The sequence below is a fragment of the Vreelandella sp. L-15 genome (genome assembly GCF_056857635.1).
In genome coordinates this window covers 1-26319 of sequence record NZ_JBSXNN010000059.1, presented here as the reverse complement: position 1 = coordinate 26319, position 26319 = coordinate 1, and the positions used below count along the sequence as shown (strand labels likewise).

The following is a 26319-nucleotide window of genomic DNA, read 5'->3' as shown; positions in this document are numbered from 1 at the left end:
AGTGTCTGGTTGCGTCACGGCTTGGAGAGTAGAATTGCTCATGGCGTATCCGTCCTATGTTGGTTGTGATCTGGCGAGATCAATCAACAGGATACGCCACCCTCTCTACTGCCCTCCATACACAAGAACTGAGCTTAACTCTGAGGTGTCAGCGCCACTTAGAAAGTCAGGCAACTCCACCTCAGACCAGCCAAGCGATAATAACCATCTGGCAAGCTCTGAACGGCTTACATCAAAATCAAAGTCAAAATCACCTTCACTAGAAGCCAAGACATCAAAATCAATACTGTCCACCAGATCGTAAGCGATTAACTCATAGAAAATAGTGCTGGTCGTTATGCCAATCTGTTTACCAGTAACATCTATGTCCTTTGCTATCGTATCTTCTTGTGGCTCAGATAAGCGCTTCCAAACCCTTATAAGACCTTTATCTTCTTCATCTGAAGGTTGAATCTCGCCCTTAATAACAGCCCTTTTCAACCTGCCAAGCCACGCGGTAGCGCTAACCAGTTGCTCTTTTTGTCTAACCTCTCTCTCGTAAGCCCATCTGATAGAGGCAAACGGCCCCCACAGCGCATCATCCAAAGCCAGCGTAGGGCAGTCCGGGTCTACCTCCCAAGGATCGATACCTGCTAATAGCAAGCATGCGTTGTCTATACGGATATGGCTTTGTGATCGCCAGATATTCATTGGTGTCATACAGCGCTACTCCTAACGCTTGCACTCCAAGTAGGTTGGCTGGCTAACGCGGTGGAGTTATCCGCGCTTTCGGGTGTACGGCCCTAGCCAGCCAAAGCGTGCAGCAGTGGCCGCGTTACTCTTCTAGCGTGAGTTGGCGTACATGGATGCCCATAGCGGTCGCCAGCTTCTTTAGGGTGGTGTGGCGGGGCTTAGCGTTGGCGCTTTCCCACTGGGCAACTTGTGCCTGGGATACGTTCAAGCGTCTTGCTAGCTCGGCTTGTGTGACGCCAAGGTATTCACGCCAGCAGCGGGTTAGCGGCACATCATCGACCAAGTGGCGGCTGACAATTTCGTGAGGCAGCGTCAACGCATCCACTTCCCCGGCACGCTCTACCAGGGCAGTAAATTGCTCTAACGGCAGCACGGCATAGCGGCGGCCTGCCTGTTCGCTAATCTGGTAATCAATAGGTGCGTTCATCGCGTTTTTTCACCTCCTCGATAGAGACCACTCGCAGGCCCGTTTCCACATCGAAAAGCACGCGATAACGGCCTACACGTAGGCGATATTGGTACTGGTGGCGGGTGAGGGGCTTAATGTCGTGGGTCTCTTTACACTCTGGCCAAGTGGCTAGGCTGCCCACCCGTTTAATGACCATGGCGCGGTCAGACGCATGTAACTTCTTGGCTTGTTTGGCCGCTTTGAGCGTCCATTGCACTTGATAGGTCATAAGGTTTTATAAGTTTAGGCGTTGGTTGAGACAACGGCAAGCGCTGGCAGCGTTTCTTGTGTAGCGTTCGGCGTCTGCTTTACCAGTGTTTCTACAATGTCGCGGGTGTGATCTGGGCGCAGGTGGGCGTAATGCTGAATGGTGGTCTGTATATCGCTGTGGGCCATGAGTTTAGAAACGGCGAGTAAGTCAGCTCCCGCCATCACCAGTTGAGAAGCGAAGTTGTGGCGCAGGGTATAAAGCACCAATTCATCAGGTAGCCCGGCAAGCGTGCGCACTCTGGCCCATGGCTTCTGCATGGCTGTTCTATCAAAGCGCTTTCCTGTTTGCGGGTTGGGGAATACTAAGCCGTTTTTGGGCTTGCCTTGCTGTTCATGCCAAACATTCAGCACATAAGCGGCAGCGCTGGAAAGCGGAAAGGTCATAGGCTCAGCGTGGTGGTGCGCGGTTTTCTCTATGGTTTTGCGGATCGTCTTAAACGCTAAGTTGACGTGCTCCCAACGCAGGCCCGTAATATCACCTGGTCGAAACCCGGTGTAGTACATGGTCAGCACCCAAGGCATCACATGATCCACATACGTAACGTGATCCAGGTCGGGCAGGTAGGCTTTGCCATGGGCGCGGCTGTTGCGGCGCTGCTCGCGCTTTTCCTGTTGATAGGCTTCAAGGCCAGCAAACAGCGCTTTCACTTCATCCGGTTCTAAGTAGCGACGTTGGCTTGCCTGCTCGGCTAAGTCGTCATCATTCAGGGCTGGGCGCTGTAAGTTCACACGCGCCAGCGGGTTGGTGGGAATCACGTCACGTTCAGCGGCATGGGCGAGAAGGCCGCACAACGCATCAAAGGAGCGCTTAAGCGTACTAAATGCGCGTGGCTTGTCGGCGCTCTCCTGCTCGGCCTGCCAGCGCTCTACATCTGCACGGGTAATATCGCCCATTGGCTTTGCCAGCCAGCTAGAAAAATCCTTCTCGATACGGCGCAAGGTGCCTGCACCATCCTTGCGGCGCTTTTGGTAGGCAGTGTAGGGGCCATTAAGGTAAGCGCGGAGCGTTTGCTGCTGCTGGCGTTGGCTTTCTACTTTGGCGGCTTCAATCGCGGCGCGTGGGTCGCCGCCTTGTGCCACGATACCCAGCGCTTCGGCAGCATCCCGGCGAGCTTGGGCCAGCGTCAATGCGCCATAGGTGCCTAGCGTCATCATACGGCGCTTACCTGTTTTGGTGCGGTAGTAGAGTCGAAAGGTAAGGCCGCGTTTACCATAGCGCACATGAAAGCCGCCTAGCTCGGTATCCCAAACATCACCAGAAGGCTGTTCACGCGCCAGCTTTTCGATGCTTTTGGCGGTCAGCTTTATACGGGTTTCCGTGCCTGCCATGGTGCGCCTCATTTTCTAGGTGACAAATAGGTGACACTTAGAGGATATATCTAGGCACATTCAGCAACAAGCGTAAACTAATGTTTGAATGGTAAGTGTCTGTATTTTAGAAGTATATTTGCTTTCTTTTGTTGATGATTGTTTCTGCTAATATACCGGGTAAACGCAATGGGGTTGCAAAGGTCGCAGGTTCGAATCCTGTCACTCCGACCAATACTAAAACGGTCGCTTGCGTTTATCGCAGCGGCCGTTTTTTTATGCCTGTTATTTCGGCTCAAAAATTGGCCCCCAGCGATAGGGGCCAAGGCGTGTTTGGGACTGTCGTACTAATTACTCCCAGTTACCTCGCTCGAGGAATGCTGTTTACCCATGTGCTCCGTTGGGGAAGGGCCATTAACCTTGCGCTTTATGGTCGGCGAGTGCTGTAGCCACCGCTTCTTCCCATTGGCCTGCGGTAATTCCCCAATGCTCCATTTCCGCTTGGTCGGGTGAACCTTCCGCAGCGCTATTGAGCTCTTCTGCGGAGTAGCGCTCAAAACAGTGCTTCGCAAAAGCTTTGGTTTTGCCATCTTGCAACTGGTTAATCATTTCCATGTATGACTCCTTTCCTTGATAAGAATCTGCCAATAATCGCGAGTGACTGCGCGGTTATTGCAGGCTTCAGTGTAGCGGCTCTCGCATCATTGTGCAGAGTGTTAACGCAATGATGTTATGTCAGCAGGGCATCCAAGATGATTTTCAGTGCGATGCTCGCCAACAAACACATAATGAGATTATCAAACCAGCGGTGGGGTAATCGCCTGCCAAGTTGTGCACCAATAGGCATGGCGGCGAGTATCACAAGTAATGCGCCCAGGCTGTAGAGCGTGCGCTCACCCGTAAGAATGCCAGCACTGAGTAGTGCAGGTATTTGTACCAGGGTAATGGCAACGAAAAATACCGAAATTGAGCCAATAAAAACGCGACGCTCAAGCTGCATGGCATTCAAAAAAGTGACTGAGGCAGGGGCTGACATGCCCGCAGCGCCTTGAAGCACACCCGCCAACAAACCGACGGGGAGTACAATTCGCTTTGCGACCGTAAAGGGTAGCGTTGCGGTACGCTTGGCCAGCTTGATGATGAGATACAAAAGGATTGCTGCAGCGACGCCTAGCGATAGCAGTGTTGGTGAGAGCACTACTAGCCCCCAGGTGCCAAGTACAATGCCAGCGCCACCGGCTACGGCAAATGAGAGTAGAAAGCGCAGGGGGAGAAGGTGCTGGCGGTACTGCCATACCTGAAGCGCATTGCTAAAAAGATTGGGGGCTACCAACACTGCAATGGCCAGCTTAACGTCATAAAGCATGGTCAATACAGGTACAACGACCACCGGCACTCCCGAGCCAATTGCTCCCTTAATAATCCCCGCAATGACGAAAGTGAGCAGTGTAATAATCACAGCGAGTTTCCTTGAGCAGGCATCATGGGCGATACCTGCTATGGGTGAAGCGCTAAGGGCCTATCTAAGCACGTAGCAGGGCGTATAGGGTTGTCCATCAAGCTTCATGCGCCCTTGGGCAACAAAGGAGCTAAGCAACGCGTCTAAACGCTGCATCAATTCTGGCTCAGCGGTGAGCTCGAAGGGGCCATGAGCTTCAATGGCGCGAATGCCCGGCTCTTTCACGTTACCCGCCACAATGCCGGAGAAAGCGCGCCTTAGGTTGGCGGCCAGCTCGTGGGTGGGCTGCTGGCGGTGAAGGGCCAGGCCGCGCATCGCTTCGTGGGTGGGCTCAAAGGGTGCTTGAAACTCACGGGCGATGGTTAAGCGCCAGTTGTAGTAGAAGGCGTCTTGATGTTGGCGGCGGAAATCGGCAATTTGGTCAATGCCTTCGCGCATTGTGCGAGCAACGGCCACCGGGTCGCCCGTAATAATGGTGTAGTAGCGGCGAATCTCTTCACCGAGGGTGTATACCAGGAATTCATCGATTTTCTGAAAGTAAGCCGCGGAGTTGGCAGGGCCGGTAAAGATGAGGGGGAAGGGGATCTCCCGGTTGCTGGGGTGCAACAGAATACCCAGCAAATAGAGAATCTCTTCTGCGGTGCCCACGCCACCGGGGAAGACAATAATGCCGTGGCCTAGACGCACAAACGCTTCTAGGCGTTTCTCGATATCCGGCATGACGACGAGTTCGTTAACGATGGGGTTAGGTGCTTCGGCAGCGATAATACCGGGCTCCGAGATGCCCAGGTAACGGCCATCTTTACGGCGCTGTTTGGCATGCGCTACGTTGGCTCCTTTCATCGGGCCTTTCATAGCCCCAGGCCCACAGCCGGTGCAGATATCTAAATCGCGCAAGCCCAAGTGGTAGCCCACATCCTTGGTGTACTCGTACTCTTCGCGGGAAATAGAGTGCCCGCCCCAGCACACCACTAAACTAGGGTCACGACCAGGTTTAAGAGTGCCCGCCTTGCGCAGGATATGAAACACCGCATTGGTGGTGCCTTCGCCCGTACTGAGATCAAAGCGCTTGTGGTGCTGAATTTCGTTATAAACATACACAATGTCGCGAATGATGGATGAGAGATGTTCGCGAATACCGCGAATCATGCGTCCATCTACAAACGCTTCTGCGGGCGCGTTAGTCAGCTTTAGGCGAATGCCGCGATCTTGCTGCAGTACTTCAATGTCGAAATCTTTATAGGCTTCGAGAATGGCCAAGCTGTCATCAGTAGCGCTACCGCAATTAAGTACGGCAAGCGCGCAGCGGCGCAGTAAATCGTGCAAACCACTTTTAGACGTGCTCTTGAGCCGATTAACCTCATGCTGCGAGAGGACTTCAAGGCTTCCTTCAGGAGAAATAATGCTGGAAATCGTGGCACGAGGCGCTGGGGTTTGCGTCATTAGTCTGGCTGTCCCTAAGAGTGTTAGTAACGAACCTGCATACTAGCACGGCGCTTGGCGCTGTTCAGCAATGCGGCTAAGCGCCCGTCTTAGCAGCGTTTGTGCTACGCTAGGGTCCTGCAAGCGCACGCGGCAGCGGGTGCGATAGCACGTTACAATAGTGCTTCACGTCAGCGCCTTACGATGATGGATAATGAGGATGTTGCTTAAACCCTATGTTTAATGCCCAATACTTTCGGACGTTTATAACGTTAGTGGAAACCGGCAGTTTCACACGAACGGCGCGTCGTTTAGAGATGACGCAGCCTGGGGTTAGCCAGCATATTCGTAAGTTGGAGAGCTATCTTGGCAAAACGTTGTTAGAGCGCCGTGGCAGAAGTTTTACCCTGACCGAATCGGGCCGCCGTGCCTATGATTACGCACTTAAGCTGTTTGCCGAGCATGAGCAGTTTCGGCATGGCTTGGATGATGACTCGTTGGATAGCGGCGAATGCCGGATTGCATCACCCGGCAGCGTAGGGCTGATGTTTTACCCGTATATTCTCGGTCAGCAGCAGATGCATCCCAACCTGACCGTTAACTATAGCTTTGCGTTCAACCATGAGATCGTCAACGACCTGCTTGAAGGCCGCTACGATATCGGTATCGTGACCGAGCAGGTCAATCACCCTGAGCTCACTTGCACGGTATGGCATAAAGAGCCGCTCTGCTTGGTCGTGCCTGCTGATTTTGCAGGCAGCACGTTGTCGGAGCTGATGGGGATTGGCTTTATCAACTATTACGATGGGATTAACCACGCCAACGCGCTGTTACGGGCGAACTACCCCGATGAGTTTCGCTCCATGACTCATTTCCGTCATCAGGGATTCACCAATGAAGTGAGCATGGTGCTGGACGCAGTGGCGAGGGGGCTTGGCTTTACGGTGGTCTCGCGCTTAGTGCTCGAAACATCGCCGTGGCAGCGGCAGGTGAAGGCGTTAGCGCTTCCCCAAGCGATTAACGAAGTGCTCTATCTTCTTCGTCGCCAAGATTCTGTCCTACCTAAACGCTATGAAAAGCTGTTGAACGGCTTTCATGATCAGCGTCTCCAAGAAAAAACGCCCCTGATACCCGAATAAACGGGCCAGAGGCGTTTCCTATCGCGCTATGGGTTCTGCTTAACGGCGATACTCGTCAATGCTGGGGCAGGAGCAGATCAACTGCCGATCACCAAAGACGTTATCGACGCGATTCACTGAGGGCCAGTATTTCGACGCCATCACTGCTTCTGTGGGGAAGGCACCTAGCTGGCGGTCATAAGGCCGGTCCCATGCGCTATCCATTAGGTCGGCTTGTGTGTGTGGCGCATTCACCAGCGGGTTATTATCCAGCGGCCACTCGCCGCTCTCTACCCGTGCAATCTCTTCACGAATTGCAATCATCGCATCGCAGAAGCGGTCAATTTCGTAGAGTGATTCAGATTCCGTGGGCTCAATCATCAGCGTACCCGGTACTGGGAACGACATGGTGGGGGCATGGAAGCCGTAATCCATCAAACGTTTGGCGATATCTTCTTCACTAATACCAGACGCGCTCTTCAGCGGACGAATATCAATGATGCACTCATGGGCGACATTGCCGTTCTGGCCGCGATAGAGAATCGGATAGGACGCTTCTAAACGCTTGGCAATATAGTTGGCGTTAAGAATGGCCAGCTCGGTGGCTTCACGCAGGCCACGGGCACCCATCATCTTAATGTACGCCCACGAGATCGGCAGAATGGAAGCGCTGCCAAAGGCTGCCGCCGACACTGCGCCGCTCTCTGGGTTAACGCCGTTGATGGGCGTCACCACATGGTTAGGCACAAACGGGGCAAGGTGCGCTTTAACGCCGATCGGGCCCATACCTGGACCACCGCCTCCGTGGGGGATGCAGAATGTTTTGTGCAAGTTCAGGTGAGACACGTCGCCGCCGAAGTCGCCAGGGCGAGTGAGGCCAACCTGAGCATTCATGTTAGCGCCATCGACGTAAACTTGGCCGCCATGCTGGTGCACCACTTCGCATACTTTGCGCACGTGCGACTCAAAGACGCCGTGGGTGGACGGGTAGGTAATCATCACCGCTGAAAGCCGCTCGCTGTGCTGCTGGGCTTTGCGGGTCAAATCCTCTAAATCGATGTTGCCGTTAGCATCGCACTCCACCACCACCACTTCCATGCTCAGCATGGCGGCAGAGGCCGGGTTAGTGCCGTGGGCGGAGCTGGGAATCAAGCACACATCACGGTGAGCTTCACCTTGAGCTGCCTGATAGCGGCGAATCGCCAGCAAGCCCGCGTATTCACCCTGCGCGCCTGAGTTAGGCTGCATCGAGATATGGTCATAGCCGGTGACTTCGACTAAGAACGCTGCCAGCTCATCAATCATCTGATGGTAGCCCGCCACCTGATCACGCGGCGCAAATGGGTGCAGGTTGGAAAACGCAGGCCATGAGACAGGAATCATCTCGCTAGTCGCGTTGAGCTTCATGGTGCAGGAACCCAGCGGGATCATGGCATGGGCCAGCGACAGGTCTTTGTTCTCAAGACGCTTCAGGTAGCGCAGCATTTCGGTTTCGCTGCGGTAGCGATTGAAGGTCGGATGTTCCAGAAAATCGCTTTCCCGCTGGTAGGCAGCCGGAATACCGCTCAGCTTATCGGTCACTACCTGGTCGTCCAACACTGCCACGGCCAGACCATGCTCATCGCCCAGCAGGACGTCGAATAGGGCGGCGACATCGTGAGCGGTGGTCGTTTCATCCAGGCTGATACCCACATCGCCATTGGCGAAGTAGTGCAGGTTGATATCGTGGGTCATGGCGCGGCCGTGAATTTTGCCCGCGTCTACCTGGGTTAGGCGTAGCGTATCGAACCAGGTGTTATTCGCTAGTTGCACGCCGGCTTGCTGTAGGCCAGTAGCCAACACAGTAGTCAGGCGGTGAACGCGACCGGCAATTTTGCGTAGGCCTTCTGCGCCATGATAGGTGGCGTAGAAACCGGCAATATTGGCTAGTAGCGCTTGTGCGGTACAGATATTCGACGTCGCTTTCTCACGGCGGATGTGCTGCTCGCGGGTTTGCATGGCCATGCGCAGCGCGGTTTTGCCACGGCTGTCTTTAGAGACGCCGATAATCCGCCCTGGGATCGAGCGCTTGAGTTTGTCGGAGGTAGCGAAGAACGCCGCATGCGGGCCGCCAAAGCCCATGGGCACCCCAAAGCGCTGCGAGTTACCTACGACAATATCCGCACCCATCGCGCCCGGCTCTTTCAGCAGCACCAGGCTAAGCAGGTCGGTGGCCACGCAGGTCATAATGCCGCGCTCTTGAGCCGCCTTTAGCATCGGGGCTAAGTCGCTGACGCTGCCGCTGGCAGAGGGGTACTGAACCAGAGCGCCAAACACATCGTGTTCGGCAAGGCTTTCGGCGGGGCCGGTGATCAGCTCAAAGCCAAAGAACTCGGCACGGGTTTTGACGACATCTAACGTTTGCGGAAAGAGGTCGTCAGCCACGAAGAACGCGTTCGACTTGCTCTTTTTATTGCCGCGCTTACACAGTGCCATGGCTTCTGCGGCGGCGGTGGCCTCATCCAGCAGGGAGGCGTTGGCAAGCTCCATGCCGGTTAAATCCATAATCACCTGCTGGAAGTTTAGCAATCCCTCCAGACGGCCCTGGGAAATTTCGGGCTGGTAAGGCGTGTAAGCGGTATACCAACCGGGATTTTCCAGCACGTTGCGCTGAATCACTGCGGGCATGTGGGTGTTGTAGTAACCCTGGCCAATATAGCTTTTGCTGACGCGGTTCTGGCGCGCTAACTGGCTCAAATATTCAAGGGCTTCCGCTTCACTGCGGGGGTCGTCAAGGGCAAGTTCGCGACCTAGGCGAATATCGCTAGGCACGGTTTGCTCAATCAGGTCTTCCATGCGCTGCATATTGAGCGCTTTTAACATGGTGGCGACATCATCGGGGCTGGGCCCGTTATGGCGTTTGATAAAAGCATCGTGGTCGGCCAGTTCGGCCAATCGGCGTGATTCAAAAGGCATGGGGGAGATTCCGGACGTAATGAGAAAACCGTGCAGAGGCGATAATAAAGCGCCTGCCGCAGGGGCAGGCGCTTTGGCTACATGACTTAGGTGTCGGCGCTCAGCGTCGCTTGATACGCATCGGCATCTAAGAGACCTTCAAAGGCTTGGTCGGTAACACGCACTTTCATAATCCAGCCGCCTTCATAGGGGGCGTCGTTCACCGTTTCGGGAGCGTCTTCGAGGGCTTCGTTCACTTCAATTACTTCGCCATTGACCGGCGAGTAAAGGTCAGAGGCCGCTTTCACGGATTCAATGACGCCAAACTCTTTCCCTTTGCTTAGGGATTGGCCAACTTCGGGCAGTTCAACAAATACCACATCGCCTAGCGCTTCTTGCGCGTGGTCGGTGATGCCGATGGTGACGGTGCCATCTTGATGATCAAGCACCCATTCATGGCTGGCAGCGTAACGAAGATTGGCAGGAAGATTGCTCATAGTGATTCCCTTATAAAATCAGTGGACAGAACGAAAGCATACTAGCGCTTGTCGTTCGCCTTGGCGACTGTGGCCAGCTCGCAGTGAGCGTAAGTGGGTATATGGTACCGTGTTTCTTATCGGAAACAAATTTCTTCATTGCCTCCAAAAGGCTAAAAATGGATGCTCTTTTTCTGTTGTTTCAGTGCGCCAGCCAGTTTCAAAAAGAGCAGCTTTCTCTATCAGCAGGCGACATTGGCATGGAAGCGCACTAAGAAAATGGTGTAAAACATACCCATCATCCGTTTTTCCAGCGTTAATTAAGCGCTATGGTGGGAACGCTTGGTGATTCCATCTGCTATCGGATGGAGTGGGTGAACAACCTAACCTTCATAACAAATGCATTAATCAATTGGGTAAGGAGAGTCGTGTGGAAACGTTAACAAGCCTATTAGGGGCCATTAACGGCGTGGTGTGGGGCCCGTTAATGCTGATCCTGCTATTGGGGGTGGGTATCTACCTGCAGATTGGCTTGAAACTGATGCCGATACGTAAACTCGGCATGGGTTTCAAGCTAATGTGGCAAGGCCGCGATGCCAAGCCATCCGATAAAACCTCTGCAAAACCCGGCGATGAGGGGGAAATTTCTCCCTTTAACGCGTTGATGACAGCACTGTCTGCGACGATTGGTACCGGTAATATTGCCGGTGTGGCAACGGCCATCGCATTAGGTGGCCCAGGTGCTGTGTTCTGGATGTGGATTACCGCACTGGTGGGTATGGCGACCAAGTTTGCCGAGGCAGTGCTGGCAGTACGCTACCGGGAAACCGATAGCACCGGCTATCACGTGGGTGGGCCGATGTTCTACATCAAAAATGGTCTGGGCCGTAAGTGGCTGTGGCTGGGCGGTCTGTTCTCGTTCTTTGGCGCGGTGGCGGCCTTCGGGATTGGTAATACCGTACAGTCTAACTCCGTGGCTGACGCCATGGATGCCACCTTTGGTGTTCCTCACTGGTTAACCGGCGTTATCATCATGGTACTGGCCGGTGCAGTGATATTGGGTGGCATCAAGCGCATTGCCAAGGTGGCTGGTAAGCTGGTACCGGTGATGGGCATTGCTTATGTGATTGCGGGCTTGCTGGTGCTGATCGTTAATGCGGGCCAAATCGGTGACGCCTTTGGGCTGATCTTCTACTACGCCTTCAACCCCATGGCAGCAGCCGGTGGCTTTGCCGGTGCTGCGGTAATGGCCGCCATCCGCTTTGGCGTGGCGCGGGGTATTTTCTCCAATGAAGCAGGTCTGGGCAGTGCACCGATTGCTCACGCTGCTGCGCAGACGAAAAACCCGGTTCGTCAGGGCTTGATTGCCATGCTGGGTACGTTCATTGATACCATCATCGTGTGTACCATCACGGCGCTGGTGATCTTGACCTCTACCGTGTGGATGGAAGGCGAAGCGGGCGCTTCGCTCACCGCGCTCTCCTTTGATGCGGCGCTGCCTGGCTTTGGTAATCAGATCGTGGCCATTGCGCTAGCAATCTTTGCTTTTACCACCATTCTTGGCTGGTCGTTTTACGGTGAGAAATGCTGCCAGTTCCTGTTCGGTACGCGCTCTATTATGCTGTACCGAGTGCTGTTCGTACTGGCTATTCCGCTGGGTGCAGTTGCGCAATTGGGCTTTATCTGGCTGATGGCAGACACCTTCAACGCGATGATGGCGATTCCTAACCTCATTGCCCTGGCGCTGCTGTCTCCGGTTGTCTTTAAGCTCACTCGGGATTATTTCGCTGGTAAGGACGTGCTGCCGGGTGAAGCCCTGGATCATGATAAATAAGGCCTGCCTGTAAGCAGGTAATGCACGATGTAATAGAGCCGGGAAGCCTAGTAAGGCTTCCCGTTTCTCTTTTTTGACAGAGGAAATGCCATGACTGATCTGAAACACACGCCACTTCATGCGCTTCACACGCAGCTAGGGGCCAAGATGGTGCCTTTTGCCGGGTACGATATGCCGGTGCAATACCCGCTGGGTGTTAAAAAAGAGCATGAGCATACCCGCGAGCGGTGTGGCTTGTTCGATGTATCGCATATGGGACAGATTCTGGTCTCCGGAGAAAAGGTCGCTGAAGCGCTGGAAAGTCTTATCCCAGCGGACTTGGTAGGCTTGCAAAAAGGCCAGCAGCGTTATGGCCTTTTTACCAGCACCGATGGCGGTATTATTGATGATTTGATGGTGGTGAATGCTGGCGATCACTTCTATCTGGTGGTGAACGCGGCATGCAAAGACCAAGATATTGCCCATTTGCGCGCTAATCTTGGTAACACTCATCAAATCGATGTGCTTGATCGCGGTCTGCTGGCGCTTCAAGGGCCACAGGCCCGCGATGTGATGCAGCGGCTCTGCCCGCAAGCCTGTGAGCTAACGTTTATGCAACATGGTCGTTACACGCTGGCAGGATGTGACGTGTGGATCAGCCGCAGTGGTTATACCGGCGAAGATGGCTTTGAAATCTCTGTCGCGGCTGACGAGTGTCAGGCGCTTGCCGAAGCGCTGCTGGCCGAGCCTGAAGTAGAAGCGATTGGCTTGGGCGCGCGTGATTCACTGCGCTTAGAAGCGGGCTTGTGCCTATATGGTCACGATATGGATATGCAAACCACGCCTGTCGAGGCCGGCTTGATCTGGGCCATTGGCAAGCCGCGTCGCCATGGCGGCGAGCGAGCAGCGGGTTTCCCCGGAGCCGATGTGATTTTGCACCAAGTGGATACCAAAGATCATACCCGCAAGCGGGTTGGGCTGGTAGCAGAAGGGCGCGCGCCGGTGCGAGAAGGCAGTCTGCTGGTAGATGAAGCGGGCAATGAAATTGGCGTAGTGACTTCCGGAGGTTTTGGGCCAAGCGTCGGTAAACCTATTGCCATGGGGTACCTCGCCCGTGAGTGGGAAGCGCCCGGTACTACCGTCTACGCGTTAGTACGCGGCAAGCAGCTACCCATGAGCGTTTCCGCGATGCCATTTGTGGCCCCTGGTTACTATCGCGGTTAATTAGCGAGCGCAGTTAATTCAAAAAAGATGCAAAAGCCCCTCGCGGGGCTTTTGCATGCGGAATATGCTTACCTTAGCACCTGTCGTGGGTCGATGGGTTTCCCCCCCTGACGTAAGTCAAACAGCAGATCATAACGCTGTGTCGCGTTACTTTGTCCTACATCACACAGCTCATCACCTGTACTCACCTGGTCCCCTACGCGGACGAGAATCCGCTCGCAGAGCGCGTAAACGGTTTGCAAGTTATCGGCATGGTGCACAATCACGACATCGCCGAGCTGCCGCATGCTATCTGCAAAGCGTACTTCACCAGGAGCAACGGCCCTAGCACGAGCGCCTGCCTGAGTTGCCAACAACATGGGCTGTAGTGTGCCGCGGCTGTCGGCACCAAACTGACGAACCACACGATAATCCTCTAAAGGCCACGGCCATCGGCGTGCCGAAGCTGGCAAACTAGCGCTTGGCGCAGGGGCAGGCGTTGGTGCATTACGGTTATTGGCGCTACTAGCGGCTGAACTACTGCTTGATGATGCCGTTCTAGCGGTACTGCTAAGCGGTACGCTAATGATTTGCCCGACACGCAATGCCGTGGGGGAAGTGCCTTGGTTAGCACTCTGGATTCGCCCCGTTGTGGTGTTAAAGTGCCTGGCAATACCTGAGAAGGTATCACCGGGCCGGATTTGATAGCGATAAGGGCCGCCAGAAGGCGCTCGCTCCTGCTGGGTTGGGATCAATAGGCGCTGACCAACGGCTAAACGGCGAGAGTCAACCCCCGGGTTGAAGCGCTCTAGCCGTTCAAGTGGTACGTCAGCCCGTGCCGCGAGCTGCCCTAGCGTATCGCCACGTCTAACCTCTACCCAGTTGCCGCCAATAGCGCTGGCGCTGCTAGCGGCGGGCACCCGCTGGCTAGAGGAGGGGGCAGAGCTGGCGCAGCCAGTTAGCACGCTGGCCAATACACAAATGGTGAGCCAGTGGCTTAGTCGTGGTCGCTGAGGCGATCTAGCAAGGTATCTTTTTCCTGCCAGAGTGAGTTGATCCATGCGTGGAAGCGTTCCTTATGCTGCGGTTCGTCATGGTAGTTGGCAGTTTGCATCCATTCAGGAATGGCTAGCTGCCGGGCTTCAAGCGTAATGGGGGCTTCTTTACCGCATAAAAAACCCATAAACGTGGGTGATGGGTTGGTATAGCTAATAGTGACGTCAAGAATACCATCCAACTGATCACCCAGCAGGCTAAGTACTTGGGCAATTCCTCCTGCTTTAGGGCGAAGCAGATGCTGGAATGGACTTTGCTGCGACTCGCGTTTGGCGACGGTAAAGCGGGTTCCCTCGACAAAATTAAAAATAGCGATAGGGGCATGGCGAGCTTGGCGGCACATGCGCTCAGTGGATTCCCGGTCAACTGTGGCTAGCTTGGGGTTATTGGCGATCTGCTCACGGCTAAAGCGACGCATAAAGGGAAACTCAAGCGCCCAGAAGGCGAGACCAACAATCGGGATCCAGATAAGCTGGTGTTTGAGAAAAAAGCGCGGCATAGGAATGCGTCGGTGCAGTGCCATAAGCAGAATAAAGATATCGGTCCAACTGCGATGGTTGGAGATTACCAGCCACCACTGCTCAGGGCTTAATGTATCTGGCACGTTGATCGAGACATTAGGTTTTAACCAGTGCCGCATCCACCACAAATTGACGCCAATCCAGTTTAGTGCGACGGCACATAGCCCTTTAAGCAGCCACTCTTTTTGCCGCCGCCCAGGGACGATGACTTTGAGCAGCGTCAGAATAATCAGGGGGACACCCCAAACCAGCGTGTTCAACGTCAGCAGCAAGATGCTAACGCCCCCTTTAATAATTGGCATACCACAATCCTCACAGCAATTCGTCTGCGTGCTAAAGGCCTTTTAAACACGCGCTTAGCGATAAATGCTAATAGATCAGCGCCACGCTGCCCAGCATAACCGTATTAAAGCGTTATGCATCAATCGGTAGGGAAGGTGCTTTAACACTCTCAAGCAACACGCTACGCAGCGCATGCGCCGCCACGGAAAGCTCTTCCTGGGTCAGGATCCCCACTCGGCAAGCGATGCTTGGCTCGACAAGTGGTACGCAGCGCGCACCCAGCTCATGCATTTGCTGAATGCACATGGAAGGCACAGCGCTGACCCCTAGGCCTTCCGCGACCATTCGTCCGACGCTAGAGAGCTGGTGGCTTTCAAAGGCGACAGGGAGGTCTATATGGCGCTTTTCAAGCTCTTGCTCCAGTAAACGCCGTACCATGGAAGGGCGTTGTAGCGTGATAAAGTCATTCTCAAGCAGCTGCGTCCAGGGCAGTGTGTCGTGGTAAGCCAGGGGCGAGGTAGGAGGAACCACGGCGACAAACTGATCCTCAAACAAAGGTGTAAAACTTAAGCTTCCCTGGCCCTCCGGCGAGAAGGCAATGCCAATCTCTACCTGTCGGGAGCGCACCATATCCGTGACTTCTTCATTGATCACATCGTGCACCGTGACGTTGATTTTGGGGTACTGTTGTCGAAACTTAACCAGTGCACTGGGTAATAGATTGCAGGCAAAAGACGGCATGGCCGCAACGCTGAGTCGCCCTAGCTGTAACGTAAACCGCTGGCGCAGGCGTTCCTCGGTGTTATCCCACTGCGCCAGCAGATGTTTGGCAAGCGGGAGCAGCGACTCCCCCTCTGGGGTTAGTCGCACGCTACGGGTGCTACGGATAAGCAGTTTGCCGCCTAGCGAATCTTCTAACCCTTTGATGGCAAGGCTTAGGGCGGGCTGTGAAAGGTGCAGGCGCTCACATGCCTGGGTAAAGCTTAGGGTCTGTGCCACGGCTAAAAATGCACGAAGCTGCTTGACGGTCATGGCGTCTCTTTATAAGTTATTAAAATAAATTGATAAGAAAAACAAACTTAACAAATATATCATCTAGGACAACACTGGCAATACTGTTCTGATCGTCATACTCACTATGTATGGCGCGACATTCCAACAAACGCTTCTTGCACACTATTCTCGACAAACGCTCTCAACACCGATACGTACTCAACAACAATGTGAGGCATAACAATGGCAGGATTCGACAAGCGTGTAGCTTCTTACGAAGAAGCAATGGAAGGCATTGAAAGCGGCATGACCGTCCTCGCAGGTGGCTTTGGTCTGTGTGGTATTCCAGAAAATCTGATCGCAGAAATCAAACGTCGTGGTGTGAAAGACCTTACTGTTGTCTCTAACAACTGTGGCGTCGATGGTTTTGGCTTAGGCCTTCTGCTCGAAGATCGGCAAATAAGCAAAATCTTCGCCTCCTACGTAGGCGAAAACGCGCTGTTTGAGCAGCAAATGCTGAATAATGAAATTGAGGTGGTACTGACCCCTCAAGGAACGCTGGCAGAAAAAATGCGTGCTGGCGGAGCGGGCATTCCCGCCTTCTACACGGCTACAGGTTATGGCACCCCGATTGCAGAAGGCAAAGAAGAGCGTGTGTTCGATGGCCGCCACTATATTTTAGAAGAAGCCATTAAAGGCGATTTTGCGATTGTGAAAGGCTGGAAAGCCGACCGCTATGGCAACGTGATTTATCGCCATACTGCACAGAACTTTAACCCCATGGCCGCCACGGCAGGCAAGATCACCGTTGTAGAAGTTGAGGAGATTGTTGAACCAGGCGAACTGGAGCCAAGCCAGATTCATACGCCGGGTATCTACGTGGATCGTATTATTCAAAGCACATTCGAGAAGCGTATTGAGAAGCGCACGGTGCGCAGCTAAGTGCAACAACGCCAACAATCAACTAACTGCTAAGACAAGAGGTGGCACCATGGCTTTAACTCGCGAACAGATGGCACAGCGCGTTGCCCGTGAACTGCAGGATGGTTTTTACGTCAATTTAGGCATTGGTATTCCTACCCTGGTAGCTAACTATATCCCAGATGGTATAGATGTCATGCTCCAGTCTGAAAATGGCTTGCTGGGCATGGGGCGCTTCCCCACTGAGGAAGAAGTGGACCCCGATATGATTAACGCGGGCAAACAGACCGTTACCGCTCGTCCTGGCGCTGCCATTTTCTCATCCGCTGAGTCGTTTGCCATGATTCGTGGCGGACATGTGGACTTAACCGTACTGGGTGCGTTCGAGGTTGATCAGGAGGGCAATATCGCCTCTTGGATGGTCCCCGGTAAGCTCATCAAGGGTATGGGTGGAGCGATGGATCTTGTGGCTGGCGCAGAAAATATTATTTGCACCATGACCCATGCATCCAAACACGGTGAATCCAAATTGCTGGAAAAATGTAACTTGCCGCTCACTGGCGCCGGGTGCATCAATCGAGTGTTAACGGATCTGGCTTACCTGGAAATTAAAGATGGTGCCTTCATCCTCAAAGAGCGCGCGCCCGGCGTTAGCGTTGAGGAAATTGTCGAGAAAACTGCAGGCAAGCTGATCGTTCCTGACCACGTTCCAGAAATGACCTTCGACGAGTAACACTGAAAGCGAGCATGGTGAAATGGCGTGGGTCTTGGCTCACGCCATGCTTAGCTGTTTTTGGGTGAGTGCCAAGCCTCCCAAGTAATCCGGTAACAGTCAAAGCCTGAGTTAAGCGTCACCAGCGTTAAATATTCAGCAGTGGTGCTAAGAGGCCATTAATTGCTTATCACGGACAAACTGGTCGAATTCGGTAAAGCCGCCAATGTGCTGCTGGTCGACAAAGATTTGCGGTACGGTATGAATGGGTTTGCCCGCAGTTTTGGCGATATCTTCCTTGGTAACGCCTTCTGAGGGCATGTCTACATAGCGGTAGCCATCAATTTTGCCGTTACTCTCGAGGTGTTCGGCAAGATGCTTGGCACGTACACAGAATGGGCACGACATGCGCCCAAAAATGACCACAAACATGGCAACAACTCCTTTACGATACAGAAATAAGTAAGTGCTTGAATTAGGAATCAGCGCCCATTGTGGCGTAGGGCACAGGTTTTCGCCAATAGCACCACACTACGTGCCCTATAAAGCCGCACAATGAGCAATGGAACAGTAGGAGAAGCCATGCAAACCCTGGCTCCGCATGAATATGGTTATTTAGCTGAGCTTGCTAAGTGCTACCGCGATGAGCACTTAGCAGGACTTAAGCAGCAGGCGCACTTCAATCCGCGATTAGGCGTTGATGCGCTCTGTTTTCAGCATATTGAGTCGCGCATTAGCGGCGCCAGCGTGATGGCTGGCGCTTTAATTACGCCTTGTGAGCTATGGCTTGTCGCGCTGCCAGAGCAGTCTGCTTTACAAGCGCCGCTTGAGTCACAGTGTGCGTTAACGCTTCCTTCAGGCCGTTACTCACTGCAACTAGAGCGTTTGCCCGCGGGTATCGAGCTTTATAAGCGAAAAATCTTAGAAGATCTAAGCGATCTTGAAACGCTTCAAGAGACAGCACGATTAGCACAGCGCATGATGGAACAGCTAATGACCCCGAACGCTGTACCGCAAGGGTAGAGTAGGCAGAAGCTACCGGCGACTCCTATACTCATGAGCGTTTATACATTCATTACCGTGCAGTTAATAAAAGGACGTCTGAATGTCATCCCAAAAAGCTTCAACCCCTCGGGTTGCCGTGGTGACTGGTACCAGCAGTGGTATCGGTGAAGCCGTTGTTAAACACTTTTACGAGCAGGGCCACCAAGTCCTGGCCGTCGATTTTAATCCTGCTGGAAAAGAGATTGCAGAAGCGGCAGGCGCGGCGTTTTACCAAGCGGATCTCACCGACGCAGATGCATGCCGTGGCGCGATTGCTGAGGCAGTGAAACGCTTTGGTAGCGTGGATATTTTGGTGAATAATGCCGGAATTCAGCATGTCGCTTCTATCGAGACTTTTCCCGAAGAGAAGTGGCGGCAAATTATCGACCTGATGCTGACCGCGCCATTCCTTCTCACCCAGGCCGCTTGGCCTTATATGCGTGAAAAGGGCTGGGGGCGAGTGGTAAATATTGCCTCAATCCATGCGCAGGTGGCATCGCCGGGTAAGGCGGCGTATATCAGCGCCAAACACGGCATGATTGGGTTAACCAAAACCGCTGCGCTGGAAGGCGGCGAACAGGGCATTACCGCCAATGCGATTTGCCCTGCGTATGTTAAAACCCCGTTAGTAGATAACCAGATTGCCGATCAGGCCAAGCTGCATGGTATGGATGAGCAAGAGGTGATCGAGAAAATCATGCTCAAAAACGCCGCGATTAAGCGCTTAATCGACCCCTCCGAAGTTGCTCAGTTGGTCGCTTACCTGACGTCAGATGCGGCGGGCGCAGTCACTGGCGCTAGCTGGAATATTGATCTCGGCTGGACAGCACACTAATCCAACCCCCCGCCTGTTACGATAGCTAGTGGAGCTTGATAACGGGCGGGCTCAGCGGCGAACCGGGCGTTTTTGCAACTTGCGCTGTAGTGTGCGGCGGTGCATGCCTAGCGCCCGAGCCGTGGCGGAAATATTGCCATCATGCTCTTGCAGCACTTTTTGGATATGCTCCCAGGTAATCCGGTTGATGGAAGGGGGATTATCCGCCAGCTCGATATTGGGGTCAGCGTCAGGGTGTTCAAAGGCCGCCATCACATCGTCGGCATCTGCCGGTTTACACAGGTAGTTGATCGCGCCAAGTTTGATAGCTTCTACCGCCGTAGCAATGCTGGAGTAGCCCGTGAGCACAACGATGCGACAGCTTGGTACTGCGGAGAGCAGTTCAGGCAGCAGCTTAAGGCCAGAGCTATGCTCCAGCTTTAAATCAAGCGTGGCCATGGTGGGCGTAAACTGTGCCGCGATATTCAGCGCTTGGTCGGCGTCGTGAGCGACCATCACTTCAAAGCCGCGGCGGGTCAGTGCGCGGCTTAGTACGTGGCAAAACATTTCATCGTCATCGACAATCAGCAGACGTTGCTCTTGGTTCTGCATAGTACCCTCATTTGTCTAAATAGCTGCCGTCTCACCCTAGGTTGGTGCTGAGCAACGCGGCAGGGTGACCTCGGTCAGCGTTCCACCTTCTGGATGGTTATAAAGGCTAACGCCGCCGCCGAAGCGGTTAATCGTGGCGTGGGTGAGAAATAGGCCAATGCCCATGCCTTTGCTTTTAGTGGAGACAAAGGTATCGCCTAGCTGATCCGCAATTGACATCGCCACGCCTGGGCCGTGATCACGAATATCAATCACCACCTCCTCGTCTTGCCAATCCAGGCGAATAGCAATGTGCTCGGGGTTGGCATCGGCGGCGTTATTCAACAAGTTAGTCAGTGCTTGGTCTAAGGTGGCATCAACTGCCAGCCAAGGTCTGCCGCGGCGTTCAGCGACTTCAAAACGATGGCTAACATCGGGCCGAATTACGAGCCAGCGCTGTACCACGCCTGCCAGCCATACTTCCGCATCGAGTATTTCAGGTTCGGCCATGCGCCGACGGTCAGCATTGCTGACCAAGTGCTGCAGGCGCGATTTACAGATATCCACCTGCTGGCGCAGCAGCGCAATGTCTTGCCCTAGTGAGCTCTCTTGCTCCGCGTCCGCCTGCATCTCTTTCAATAGCACGGCCATCGTAGAAAGCGGCGTTCCCAGTTCATGAGCAGTACCCGCTGCTTGGGTGGCCACGGCGAGCACTTGCTCGTTGCGTAGCGCAGCCTCCCGGGTGCGGGAAAGCGCTTTATCCCGGCTGCGCAGGGCGTGGGCCATTTTATAAATAAAGAAGGTGACTAGGCCGGCAGAAAGTCCGAAGTTCAGCCACATTCCTAGGATATGTAGACTTAACGGGCCATCGCTACTGATATGTCCTAGCTGCGGTATCGGGTGGTAGTAAAACATCAGGAAGCTGTAGCCTGCCATGGCGCAGGCGGCGATGATCCACGCGTGGCGCCAAGGTAGGGTGGCTGCGGCAATAGTCACCGGCACCAAGTAGTAAGTGATAAACGGGTTGGTGGAGCCCCCTGAAAAGTAAAACAGCAGCGTGAGCCCTGCGATGTCGGCTAATAAATGCGATAAATACTCGCCATGGCTAACGGCTCTAGGCCTACCCAGCCGCCACCACGTGGCAATGTTCAACATGCCCATGGCAATGACTACGCTGACCACGGCTGTGACGGGCAATTTAAATGCTAGTAGTTCGATGCCTACAATAATGGCCATCAAAAACCCCGTCCAGGTGATCCCCCGAACGATGGTGAGCCGTACTAGATTGCGGTTAGGCGTAGAGAGCGGCAAGGGCAGAGCAGTAGGCATGAGGCGGCTTATTTACTTGATGTTTTGACGCTATGGATAACGAACTTAATAAATAGGGTCATGACAAACGTCATCCAACCCGCAGAGGCTAACAGGTTAAACAGCAGCATCTTAGGAGGGAGCCAGGCCGAGCCGAGCAACGCTTCCAACATAATGTGGAAAAACATCGCCAGTAGCAGCGGGAGCGCCAGCGTGTGAATCCACATGTCAGTGCGGCGCTTACGAATGTGGTAACGGCGCAGTAAATAGCGCATAGGTCGATGTGCCCAGCTAAACAGGACCAGCGTTGCCACCACAAATAGCATCGCCAGAGTAGGTTCGGTGCTTTGACGGTGCATTGATATAGAAATCGACCATGCGAGCCCCAGCCACGCCAATCCCTCGATGCTGGCGATAAAATCCGCATAGCGTCGTACGTTCTGCATAAACAACTGAATCCTTGATCTTACAGCGTGCCGCCATGATACGACACTTGCGCTTATCTGTGGGGGTGACGCGCAGATTTATCCTATCGCCGTATTGAGTATACTGTGGCAGCTCTCTGAACTCCCTTACCCAAGATCAGAATAGGATTTGCCGTGGACGCTATTACCATTACCCGCCCCGATGATTGGCACCTGCATTTACGTGATGACGAGGCGTTAAACGCCGTGGTGGGGCATACTGCTGCGCAAATGGGGCGCGCTATTATTATGCCTAACCTGAAACCGCCGGTGACGACGACAGAGCAGGCAATAGCATATCGCGAGCGAATCCTGGCAGCGCTACCAGAAGGTAGTGCGTTTGAGCCTTTGATGGTGCTTTATCTGACGGATACGACGCCACCTGAAGAAATTGAGCGCGCGGTAAAAAGCGGTATTGTTAAAGCCGTGAAGCTCTATCCAGCAGGGGCGACGACCAATTCTGCGTCAGGTGTGACGGATATTGCTCACTGTGACGCCACGATTGCTATGATGGCCAAGCTAGGCATGCCGTTATTGGTGCATGGAGAAGTCACTGATCACGAGATCGATATTTTCGATCGGGAAGCGATGTTTATTGAGCGGGTGATGAAACCGCTGCTGGCGCGTCATCCTAGTTTGAAAGTGGTATTCGAGCACATTACCACTCAGCAGGCCGCTGAGTTTGTGGCCAGCGCCTCCGATAACGTAGCGGCGACTATCACCGCTCACCATTTGCTGTTCAATCGCAACAAAATGTTAGCGGGCGGCATTCGTCCTCACTACTACTGCTTGCCTATTCTCAAGCGTGAACAGCACCGCCAAGCCCTGCTGAAAGCGGCGACCAGCGGTAGCCCGAAATTCTTTTTAGGCACGGATAGTGCACCCCACGCGAAAGGCGATAAGGAGTCGAGCTGCGGCTGTGCAGGTGCCTATACCGCTCCCGCTGCCATCGAGCTATACGCGACGGCGTTCGAAGAGATGCAGGCGCTGGATAAGCTAGAAGCGTTTGCTAGCCTGAACGGCCCACGCTTCTACGGCTTGGCGCCGAATACGGATACGGTAACCCTTGAGCGCCGCCAATGGGTAATGCCGGAGAGTTACCCCTACGCATCGGGACAAACCATTGTGCCGCTGCTGGCAGGTGAAACACTGCAATGGGCGATGAAAAAGTAACGCGCTGTATAAGTCTCAACGAAAACGGAGCCATTAAGGCTCCGTTTTCGTTAGCGCAGTTAGGCGATGACACTTACTTAGTTTCGCCCAGGGCGATGAGCATCTGATCCACCATCCGTGATGAGTGGTCGGCGGCAATATCGAGGAACTGCTCGAAAGAGAGGTGGTTGTCGCCACTGCCAGGGATGTCAGAGAGGGCGCGAATGACGACAAACGGGCAGTCATAGAGGTAGCAAGTTTGGGCAATCGCAGCGCCCTCCATTTCCACTGCCAGCATGGTGGGAAATTGGGCGCGTGTGGTGGCTACCCGCTCGGGGTCGGCCATAAAAGCATCGCCAGTGGCAATCATCCCTTCGCGTACGTTTACCTCGCCAAGTGCTGCAATCGCGCCGCGAGCGATGTCGCGCAAGCGGCTATCCGCATGATAGGCAGCAGGCATACCTGGTACTTGGCCTAGCTCATAGCCAAATACCACTGCATCGACATCGTGGTGGCGAACTTCATCGGAAATGATAACGTCGCCAATGGCTAAGTCGGTGGCAAACCCGCCAGCTGAGCCAGTATTGATGATCGCATCCGGCTGATGGCGCTCTAATAAAATCGCCGTGCCAACCGCCGCGTTCACTTTTCCAATACCCGATTGCAGAATGATTACTTCCAAGCCGTGGCGCGTACCGGTATGAAATACAAATCCGGCGTGCTCGTAGCGCTCGGCGTTATCAAGCTGCCCCGCTAAAATATTCACTTCCTGCGCCATTGCGCCAATAATTCCAATCCGTTGCACCGTCGCATTCTCCGTCGTAATTCGAGAGGTTTAATTGTTGAAACGCTCAGTGCTTAATGCTGCTGATCGTGTCGCTCGGCGGCTTCAAGAGTGTTTTCCAGCAACGTGGCAACAGTCATGGGACCAACGCCACCCGGTACGGGAGTGATATAGCTGGCGCGCTCTGCAGCCGCAGCAAAGTCGACGTCACCGACGAGGGTACCGTCATCTTGACGGTTAATGCCGACATCAATCACCACGGCGCCTGGTTTGATCCATTCGCCCTTCACAATGCCGGGCTTACCGACGGCAACAACGACTAAATCTGCACGGCTGACATGGCCGGCTAAATCCTGGGTGAAACGGTGGCATACCGTAGTGGTGCAGCCTGCCAGCATTAGCTCAAGTGCCATTGGGCGTCCAACGATGTTAGAAGCTCCCACAATGGTGGCGTCCATGCCGCGTACCGCGATACCGCTTTGCGCCAGCATGGTCATAATGCCTTTTGGCGTACAGGGGCGTAGTGAAGGTAAGCGCTGGGCCAGGCGGCCAAGGTTATAAGGGTGAAAACCATCGACATCTTTGTCAGGGCGGATGCGTTCCAGAATTGGCCGAGCGTCGAGGTGGGCGGGCAGAGGGAGCTGAACCAGAATGCCATCCACAGTTGCGTCGTTATTCAACTCATCGACCAATGCCTCTAACGCTTCCTGGGTGGTGTCCGCTGGCAGGGCATGTTGAAAAGAGAGAATGCCAGCCTGCTCACATGCGCGATGTTTATTGCTTACGTACACATGAGAGGCTGGATCTTCGCCGACCACAACAACGGCTAGTCCGGGTGCACGAGCGCCAGCTTGCTGACGTGCAGTAATTTTCTCGGCAACGCGTTGACGGACATTAGCGGCGATGGCTTTACCATCGATGAGTTGGGCGGTCATGTAATGAGATCCCTATGAAGGTTGAAAAGCAAAGCAAACTGACAAGCGCTGGTGGCAGAACGCGCTTTTAAGGGAGGCAATTTTCGCATGGTAGGGCGGCAAGGCAAAGCGCCTATCGAATCAATCACTTTAACTAGCGTCTCCCCACTTTTCCACAGGTGGTGCTGTAACTGCCTGAATAGCGTTGAAAATTTCAGTGCTATCAACGAGATCGGGGGCTTTCCCGCCGGTATCATGTTGTTACCCCTAACACCATGAACCAAAAGGAAAACCCCGATGCTTCAAGATGCCAAAGACCGCGCCAAATGGAAAGCTCGCCTGATCGGCTGGTGTGACGACCTGTCGGATCACCTCGCTCGACCCGTCGTGAAGCTGGCGGCAGAAACGCTCTTTGGCATCCTGGCCAGCGGTAGTTTGCGCCAGGCCGAGATCGCCCGCGCCTTGAAGGAACCCTGTCGGCTGCACCACACGCAGAAGCGGTTGTCGCGCATGCTGTCCCGGCACAGCGAGCTTGCTTGGGCCGCGGAGCAACTGCAGCTCCAGCGGATCACGCCTTACATCACCGATGACATGGTGCTGGCCATCGATCCGGGCGACCTGAACCGGGATGGCGCCCCGGCCAGTGAATACCGAACCCGCGTTCGCGACGGTGATACCGGCGAGATCGTCGGTGGTTATCCGCTGATCAGCGTGGTGGCACGCGACCTGAGGCGGGGCACCACCTGGCCACTGCTCACGCGGCTGCTATCGCCGGCTCGCGGCGGCTACCGCAGTGAAAACACCGATATCCTGAGCGTGATGGATACCGTGCAGCGCCATGTGGAGGGCCGGCCACTGTGGGTCATCGATCGTGGCGGCGATCGAGGGCGGCTGTGGGATGCCTGGCTGCGCGCCGAGCGTCATGTGCTGGTCCGGGCCGCCAATCAGCGCTTCTGGCAGTGGCGAGATACCGCCAAGACGTCGCAGCAGATTGCCCGAGATCTGTCACTGAAGCACCGCGGCCATTTGCGCCGTGGGCAGCATATCCCGGTGCGGTTCGGCATCACCAAGGTCACACTGCGGGAGCATCCGGAGACGCCGCTGTGGATGATCGTTGTCGATCATGAGAAGTCGGAGCGCCTGGTGCTGGTGACGACGCGCCCGGTGCGTGGTCGCCGCCAAGGCGAGCGGATGATTCAGGCTTACCTGGATCGCTGGGCCTGCGAGGAGGGGTACCGGTTCACCAAGCAGGGGTTCGACCTGGAGGGTGTCCAGGCACGCCGTTTCACGACGCTGCAGAACTTGGTGGCGCTGGCCAGCCTGGCCTGGGCACTGCTTGCGGCCTATCAGGACCGAGCGCCGGAGTTGGTGCGGCACGCGCAACGTCAGAAGCGACACCACCGGCTGATATTCCCGTTCTATAGCCTGCAGCGAGGCTGGCAACGGCTGTTTGCTCAAGGCCGAAGTGTTTTCTACCCCCTCTGGAGAAGAGCGCCAGACGCCGAGGCACGAATACCAGACTTGTTCACCTCCTCAGGAGGACTATGCCGATGACACGCCGGAAAATGGGGAGACCCTAG

Annotated in this window: 27 protein-coding genes; 9 read left to right on the top strand and 18 right to left on the bottom strand. The window is 54.4% G+C overall.

The genetic code is table 11. The features are described 5' to 3' along the window. Positions 1-105 precede the first annotated feature (105 nt). From AC13CY_RS08600 to ppnN, 7 genes are all read right to left on the bottom strand, one after another. Positions 106-699 carry a hypothetical protein gene (locus AC13CY_RS08600; RefSeq protein WP_253558078.1) on the bottom strand — a complete coding sequence of 198 codons (594 nt, stop codon included), beginning with the start codon at positions 697-699 and terminating at the stop codon, positions 106-108. 115 nt (positions 700-814) lie between these two features. Beyond that, positions 815-1159 (bottom strand): helix-turn-helix domain-containing protein, encoded by a 345-nt coding sequence (locus AC13CY_RS08595; RefSeq protein ID WP_074210613.1) that lies wholly within the window; start codon positions 1157-1159, stop codon positions 815-817. Then, a complete protein-coding gene (locus AC13CY_RS08590; protein ID WP_074210612.1) occupies positions 1143-1409 on the bottom strand; it encodes a type II toxin-antitoxin system RelE family toxin in 267 nt (88 codons plus the stop codon). The genes AC13CY_RS08595 and AC13CY_RS08590 overlap by 17 nt, the downstream gene beginning before the upstream one ends. A 14-nt stretch (positions 1410-1423) precedes the next feature. After that, positions 1424-2779 carry a site-specific integrase gene (locus AC13CY_RS08585; protein WP_074210611.1) on the bottom strand — a complete coding sequence of 452 codons (1356 nt, stop codon included), beginning with the start codon at positions 2777-2779 and terminating at the stop codon, positions 1424-1426. Between the two features lie 393 nt (positions 2780-3172). Continuing rightward, positions 3173-3373 (bottom strand): hypothetical protein, encoded by a 201-nt coding sequence (locus AC13CY_RS08580; protein WP_044630531.1) that lies wholly within the window; start codon positions 3371-3373, stop codon positions 3173-3175. Positions 3374-3488: 115 nt separating this feature from the next. Continuing rightward, the gene (locus AC13CY_RS08575; protein ID WP_044630532.1) at positions 3489-4217 is read right to left on the bottom strand and encodes a sulfite exporter TauE/SafE family protein; all 729 of its coding nucleotides are present in this window, start codon (positions 4215-4217) and stop codon (positions 3489-3491) included. 60 nt (positions 4218-4277) lie between these two features. Then, a complete protein-coding gene (ppnN, locus tag AC13CY_RS08570) occupies positions 4278-5660 on the bottom strand; it encodes a nucleotide 5'-monophosphate nucleosidase PpnN (RefSeq protein WP_044630533.1) in 1383 nt (460 codons plus the stop codon). Between the two features lie 215 nt (positions 5661-5875). Here ppnN and AC13CY_RS08565 point away from each other — a divergent pair, with 215 nt between their 5' ends. Next, positions 5876-6778, top strand: coding sequence for a LysR family transcriptional regulator (locus tag AC13CY_RS08565; protein ID WP_044630534.1), 903 nt, complete (start codon positions 5876-5878; stop codon positions 6776-6778). Between the two features lie 39 nt (positions 6779-6817). Here AC13CY_RS08565 and gcvP read toward each other — a convergent pair whose 3' ends face one another. Continuing rightward, entirely contained in the window at positions 6818-9712 is a 2895-nt protein-coding gene (gcvP, locus tag AC13CY_RS08560; RefSeq protein ID WP_044630535.1) for an aminomethyl-transferring glycine dehydrogenase, read from the bottom strand. A gap of 86 nt (positions 9713-9798) precedes the next feature. After that, positions 9799-10188, bottom strand: a complete 390-nt coding sequence (gcvH, locus tag AC13CY_RS08555; RefSeq protein ID WP_058577968.1) for a glycine cleavage system protein GcvH — start codon at positions 10186-10188, stop codon at positions 9799-9801. Positions 10189-10597: 409 nt separating this feature from the next. On the opposite strand from gcvH, the gene AC13CY_RS08550 reads away from it, so the two are divergent. Together AC13CY_RS08550 and gcvT are read left to right on the top strand one after the other, a co-directional pair. Further along, positions 10598-12001 (top strand): alanine/glycine:cation symporter family protein, encoded by a 1404-nt coding sequence (locus tag AC13CY_RS08550; RefSeq protein ID WP_089674425.1) that lies wholly within the window; start codon positions 10598-10600, stop codon positions 11999-12001. A gap of 90 nt (positions 12002-12091) precedes the next feature. After that, positions 12092-13204: a glycine cleavage system aminomethyltransferase GcvT gene (gene gcvT, locus AC13CY_RS08545; protein ID WP_172514454.1), complete on the top strand. Its 1113-nt coding sequence runs from the start codon at positions 12092-12094 to the stop codon at positions 13202-13204. A 68-nt stretch (positions 13205-13272) separates the two neighbouring features. Here the strand turns inward: gcvT and AC13CY_RS08540 are convergent, their stop codons facing one another. From AC13CY_RS08540 to AC13CY_RS08530, 3 genes are all read right to left on the bottom strand, one after another. Continuing rightward, on the bottom strand, positions 13273-14244 hold the full coding sequence (locus tag AC13CY_RS08540; RefSeq protein ID WP_172514455.1) for a LysM peptidoglycan-binding domain-containing protein: 972 nt from the start codon (positions 14242-14244) through the stop codon (positions 13273-13275). Continuing rightward, complete coding sequence (locus tag AC13CY_RS08535; protein ID WP_089674429.1) at positions 14181-15062, bottom strand: acyltransferase; 882 nt, start codon at positions 15060-15062, stop codon at positions 14181-14183. Before AC13CY_RS08535 ends, AC13CY_RS08540 begins: the two co-directional genes overlap by 64 nt. Positions 15063-15174: 112 nt before the next feature. Beyond that, entirely contained in the window at positions 15175-16074 is a 900-nt protein-coding gene (locus AC13CY_RS08530) for a LysR family transcriptional regulator (RefSeq protein WP_172514456.1), read from the bottom strand. A 204-nt stretch (positions 16075-16278) separates the two neighbouring features. Between AC13CY_RS08530 and AC13CY_RS08525 the strand changes: the two genes are divergently transcribed. Both AC13CY_RS08525 and AC13CY_RS08520 read left to right on the top strand, forming a co-directional pair. Next, positions 16279-16977 carry a CoA transferase subunit A gene (locus AC13CY_RS08525; RefSeq protein WP_044630541.1) on the top strand — a complete coding sequence of 233 codons (699 nt, stop codon included), beginning with the start codon at positions 16279-16281 and terminating at the stop codon, positions 16975-16977. Between the two features lie 49 nt (positions 16978-17026). Continuing rightward, entirely contained in the window at positions 17027-17689 is a 663-nt protein-coding gene (locus AC13CY_RS08520) for a CoA transferase subunit B (protein ID WP_044630542.1), read from the top strand. A 147-nt stretch (positions 17690-17836) separates the two neighbouring features. On the opposite strand, the gene AC13CY_RS08515 is transcribed toward AC13CY_RS08520, so the two are convergent. Continuing rightward, complete coding sequence (locus AC13CY_RS08515) at positions 17837-18100, bottom strand: GrxA family glutaredoxin (protein ID WP_044630543.1); 264 nt, start codon at positions 18098-18100, stop codon at positions 17837-17839. A 150-nt stretch (positions 18101-18250) separates the two neighbouring features. Between AC13CY_RS08515 and hybE the strand changes: the two genes are divergently transcribed. Beyond that, positions 18251-18691 (top strand): [NiFe]-hydrogenase assembly chaperone HybE, encoded by a 441-nt coding sequence (hybE, locus tag AC13CY_RS08510; protein ID WP_044630544.1) that lies wholly within the window; start codon positions 18251-18253, stop codon positions 18689-18691. Positions 18692-18773: 82 nt separating this feature from the next. Then, positions 18774-19547: a 3-hydroxybutyrate dehydrogenase gene (locus AC13CY_RS08505; RefSeq protein WP_062359867.1), complete on the top strand. Its 774-nt coding sequence runs from the start codon at positions 18774-18776 to the stop codon at positions 19545-19547. Positions 19548-19598: 51 nt separating this feature from the next. Here the strand turns inward: AC13CY_RS08505 and AC13CY_RS08500 are convergent, their stop codons facing one another. The 3 genes from AC13CY_RS08500 to AC13CY_RS08490 are packed head-to-tail and all read right to left on the bottom strand — an operon-like array spanning position 19599 to position 21871. Next, positions 19599-20138: a response regulator transcription factor gene (locus tag AC13CY_RS08500; protein ID WP_044630546.1), complete on the bottom strand. Its 540-nt coding sequence runs from the start codon at positions 20136-20138 to the stop codon at positions 19599-19601. A gap of 36 nt (positions 20139-20174) precedes the next feature. Then, positions 20175-21446 carry an ATP-binding protein gene (locus AC13CY_RS08495; protein ID WP_058577964.1) on the bottom strand — a complete coding sequence of 424 codons (1272 nt, stop codon included), beginning with the start codon at positions 21444-21446 and terminating at the stop codon, positions 20175-20177. Positions 21447-21454: 8 nt separating this feature from the next. Further along, entirely contained in the window at positions 21455-21871 is a 417-nt protein-coding gene (locus AC13CY_RS08490) for a hypothetical protein (protein ID WP_044630548.1), read from the bottom strand. A 153-nt stretch (positions 21872-22024) separates the two neighbouring features. Between AC13CY_RS08490 and pyrC the strand changes: the two genes are divergently transcribed. Then, positions 22025-23062 carry a dihydroorotase gene (gene pyrC, locus AC13CY_RS08485; RefSeq protein ID WP_172514457.1) on the top strand — a complete coding sequence of 346 codons (1038 nt, stop codon included), beginning with the start codon at positions 22025-22027 and terminating at the stop codon, positions 23060-23062. A 73-nt stretch (positions 23063-23135) separates the two neighbouring features. On the opposite strand, the gene mtnN is transcribed toward pyrC, so the two are convergent. Together mtnN and folD are read right to left on the bottom strand one after the other, a co-directional pair. Then, on the bottom strand, positions 23136-23846 hold the full coding sequence (mtnN, locus tag AC13CY_RS08480) for a 5'-methylthioadenosine/S-adenosylhomocysteine nucleosidase (protein ID WP_044630550.1): 711 nt from the start codon (positions 23844-23846) through the stop codon (positions 23136-23138). A 53-nt stretch (positions 23847-23899) separates the two neighbouring features. Further along, positions 23900-24760: a bifunctional methylenetetrahydrofolate dehydrogenase/methenyltetrahydrofolate cyclohydrolase FolD gene (gene folD, locus AC13CY_RS08475; RefSeq protein ID WP_172514458.1), complete on the bottom strand. Its 861-nt coding sequence runs from the start codon at positions 24758-24760 to the stop codon at positions 23900-23902. Positions 24761-25036: 276 nt separating this feature from the next. Between folD and AC13CY_RS08470 the strand changes: the two genes are divergently transcribed. Then, positions 25037-26293, top strand: a complete 1257-nt coding sequence (locus AC13CY_RS08470; protein WP_074210205.1) for a transposase — start codon at positions 25037-25039, stop codon at positions 26291-26293. The last annotated feature ends 26 nt before the right edge of the window (positions 26294-26319 follow it).

Excerpts from the sequence above, each read along its gene's own strand:
- AC13CY_RS08515 (WP_044630543.1), bottom strand. The coding sequence starts at position 18,100 with ATGTTTGTGGTCATTTTTGGGCGCATGTCGTGCCCATTCTGTGTACGT.
- AC13CY_RS08535 (WP_089674429.1), bottom strand. The coding sequence starts at position 15,062 with ATGCCAATTATTAAAGGGGGCGTTAGCATCTTGCTGCTGACGTTGAAC.
- AC13CY_RS08590 (WP_074210612.1), bottom strand. The coding sequence starts at position 1,409 with ATGACCTATCAAGTGCAATGGACGCTCAAAGCGGCCAAACAAGCCAAG.
- folD (WP_172514458.1), bottom strand. The coding sequence starts at position 24,760 with ATGACCGCCCAACTCATCGATGGTAAAGCCATCGCCGCTAATGTCCGT.
- gcvT (WP_172514454.1), top strand. The coding sequence starts at position 12,092 with ATGACTGATCTGAAACACACGCCACTTCATGCGCTTCACACGCAGCTA.
- AC13CY_RS08600 (WP_253558078.1), bottom strand. The coding sequence starts at position 699 with ATGACACCAATGAATATCTGGCGATCACAAAGCCATATCCGTATAGAC.
- AC13CY_RS08520 (WP_044630542.1), top strand. The coding sequence starts at position 17,027 with ATGGCTTTAACTCGCGAACAGATGGCACAGCGCGTTGCCCGTGAACTG.
- AC13CY_RS08505 (WP_062359867.1), top strand. The coding sequence starts at position 18,774 with ATGTCATCCCAAAAAGCTTCAACCCCTCGGGTTGCCGTGGTGACTGGT.
- AC13CY_RS08495 (WP_058577964.1), bottom strand. The coding sequence starts at position 21,446 with ATGCCTACTGCTCTGCCCTTGCCGCTCTCTACGCCTAACCGCAATCTA.
- AC13CY_RS08540 (WP_172514455.1), bottom strand. The coding sequence starts at position 14,244 with ATGGATCAACTCACTCTGGCAGGAAAAAGATACCTTGCTAGATCGCCT.
- AC13CY_RS08530 (WP_172514456.1), bottom strand. The coding sequence starts at position 16,074 with ATGACCGTCAAGCAGCTTCGTGCATTTTTAGCCGTGGCACAGACCCTA.
- AC13CY_RS08525 (WP_044630541.1), top strand. The coding sequence starts at position 16,279 with ATGGCAGGATTCGACAAGCGTGTAGCTTCTTACGAAGAAGCAATGGAA.
- gcvH (WP_058577968.1), bottom strand. The coding sequence starts at position 10,188 with ATGAGCAATCTTCCTGCCAATCTTCGTTACGCTGCCAGCCATGAATGG.
- AC13CY_RS08470 (WP_074210205.1), top strand. The coding sequence starts at position 25,037 with ATGCTTCAAGATGCCAAAGACCGCGCCAAATGGAAAGCTCGCCTGATC.
- AC13CY_RS08565 (WP_044630534.1), top strand. The coding sequence starts at position 5,876 with ATGTTTAATGCCCAATACTTTCGGACGTTTATAACGTTAGTGGAAACC.
- hybE (WP_044630544.1), top strand. The coding sequence starts at position 18,251 with ATGCAAACCCTGGCTCCGCATGAATATGGTTATTTAGCTGAGCTTGCT.
- gcvP (WP_044630535.1), bottom strand. The coding sequence starts at position 9,712 with ATGCCTTTTGAATCACGCCGATTGGCCGAACTGGCCGACCACGATGCT.
- AC13CY_RS08580 (WP_044630531.1), bottom strand. The coding sequence starts at position 3,373 with ATGGAAATGATTAACCAGTTGCAAGATGGCAAAACCAAAGCTTTTGCG.
- AC13CY_RS08490 (WP_044630548.1), bottom strand. The coding sequence starts at position 21,871 with ATGCAGAACGTACGACGCTATGCGGATTTTATCGCCAGCATCGAGGGA.
- ppnN (WP_044630533.1), bottom strand. The coding sequence starts at position 5,660 with ATGACGCAAACCCCAGCGCCTCGTGCCACGATTTCCAGCATTATTTCT.
- AC13CY_RS08585 (WP_074210611.1), bottom strand. The coding sequence starts at position 2,779 with ATGGCAGGCACGGAAACCCGTATAAAGCTGACCGCCAAAAGCATCGAA.
- AC13CY_RS08595 (WP_074210613.1), bottom strand. The coding sequence starts at position 1,159 with ATGAACGCACCTATTGATTACCAGATTAGCGAACAGGCAGGCCGCCGC.
- AC13CY_RS08500 (WP_044630546.1), bottom strand. The coding sequence starts at position 20,138 with ATGCAGAACCAAGAGCAACGTCTGCTGATTGTCGATGACGATGAAATG.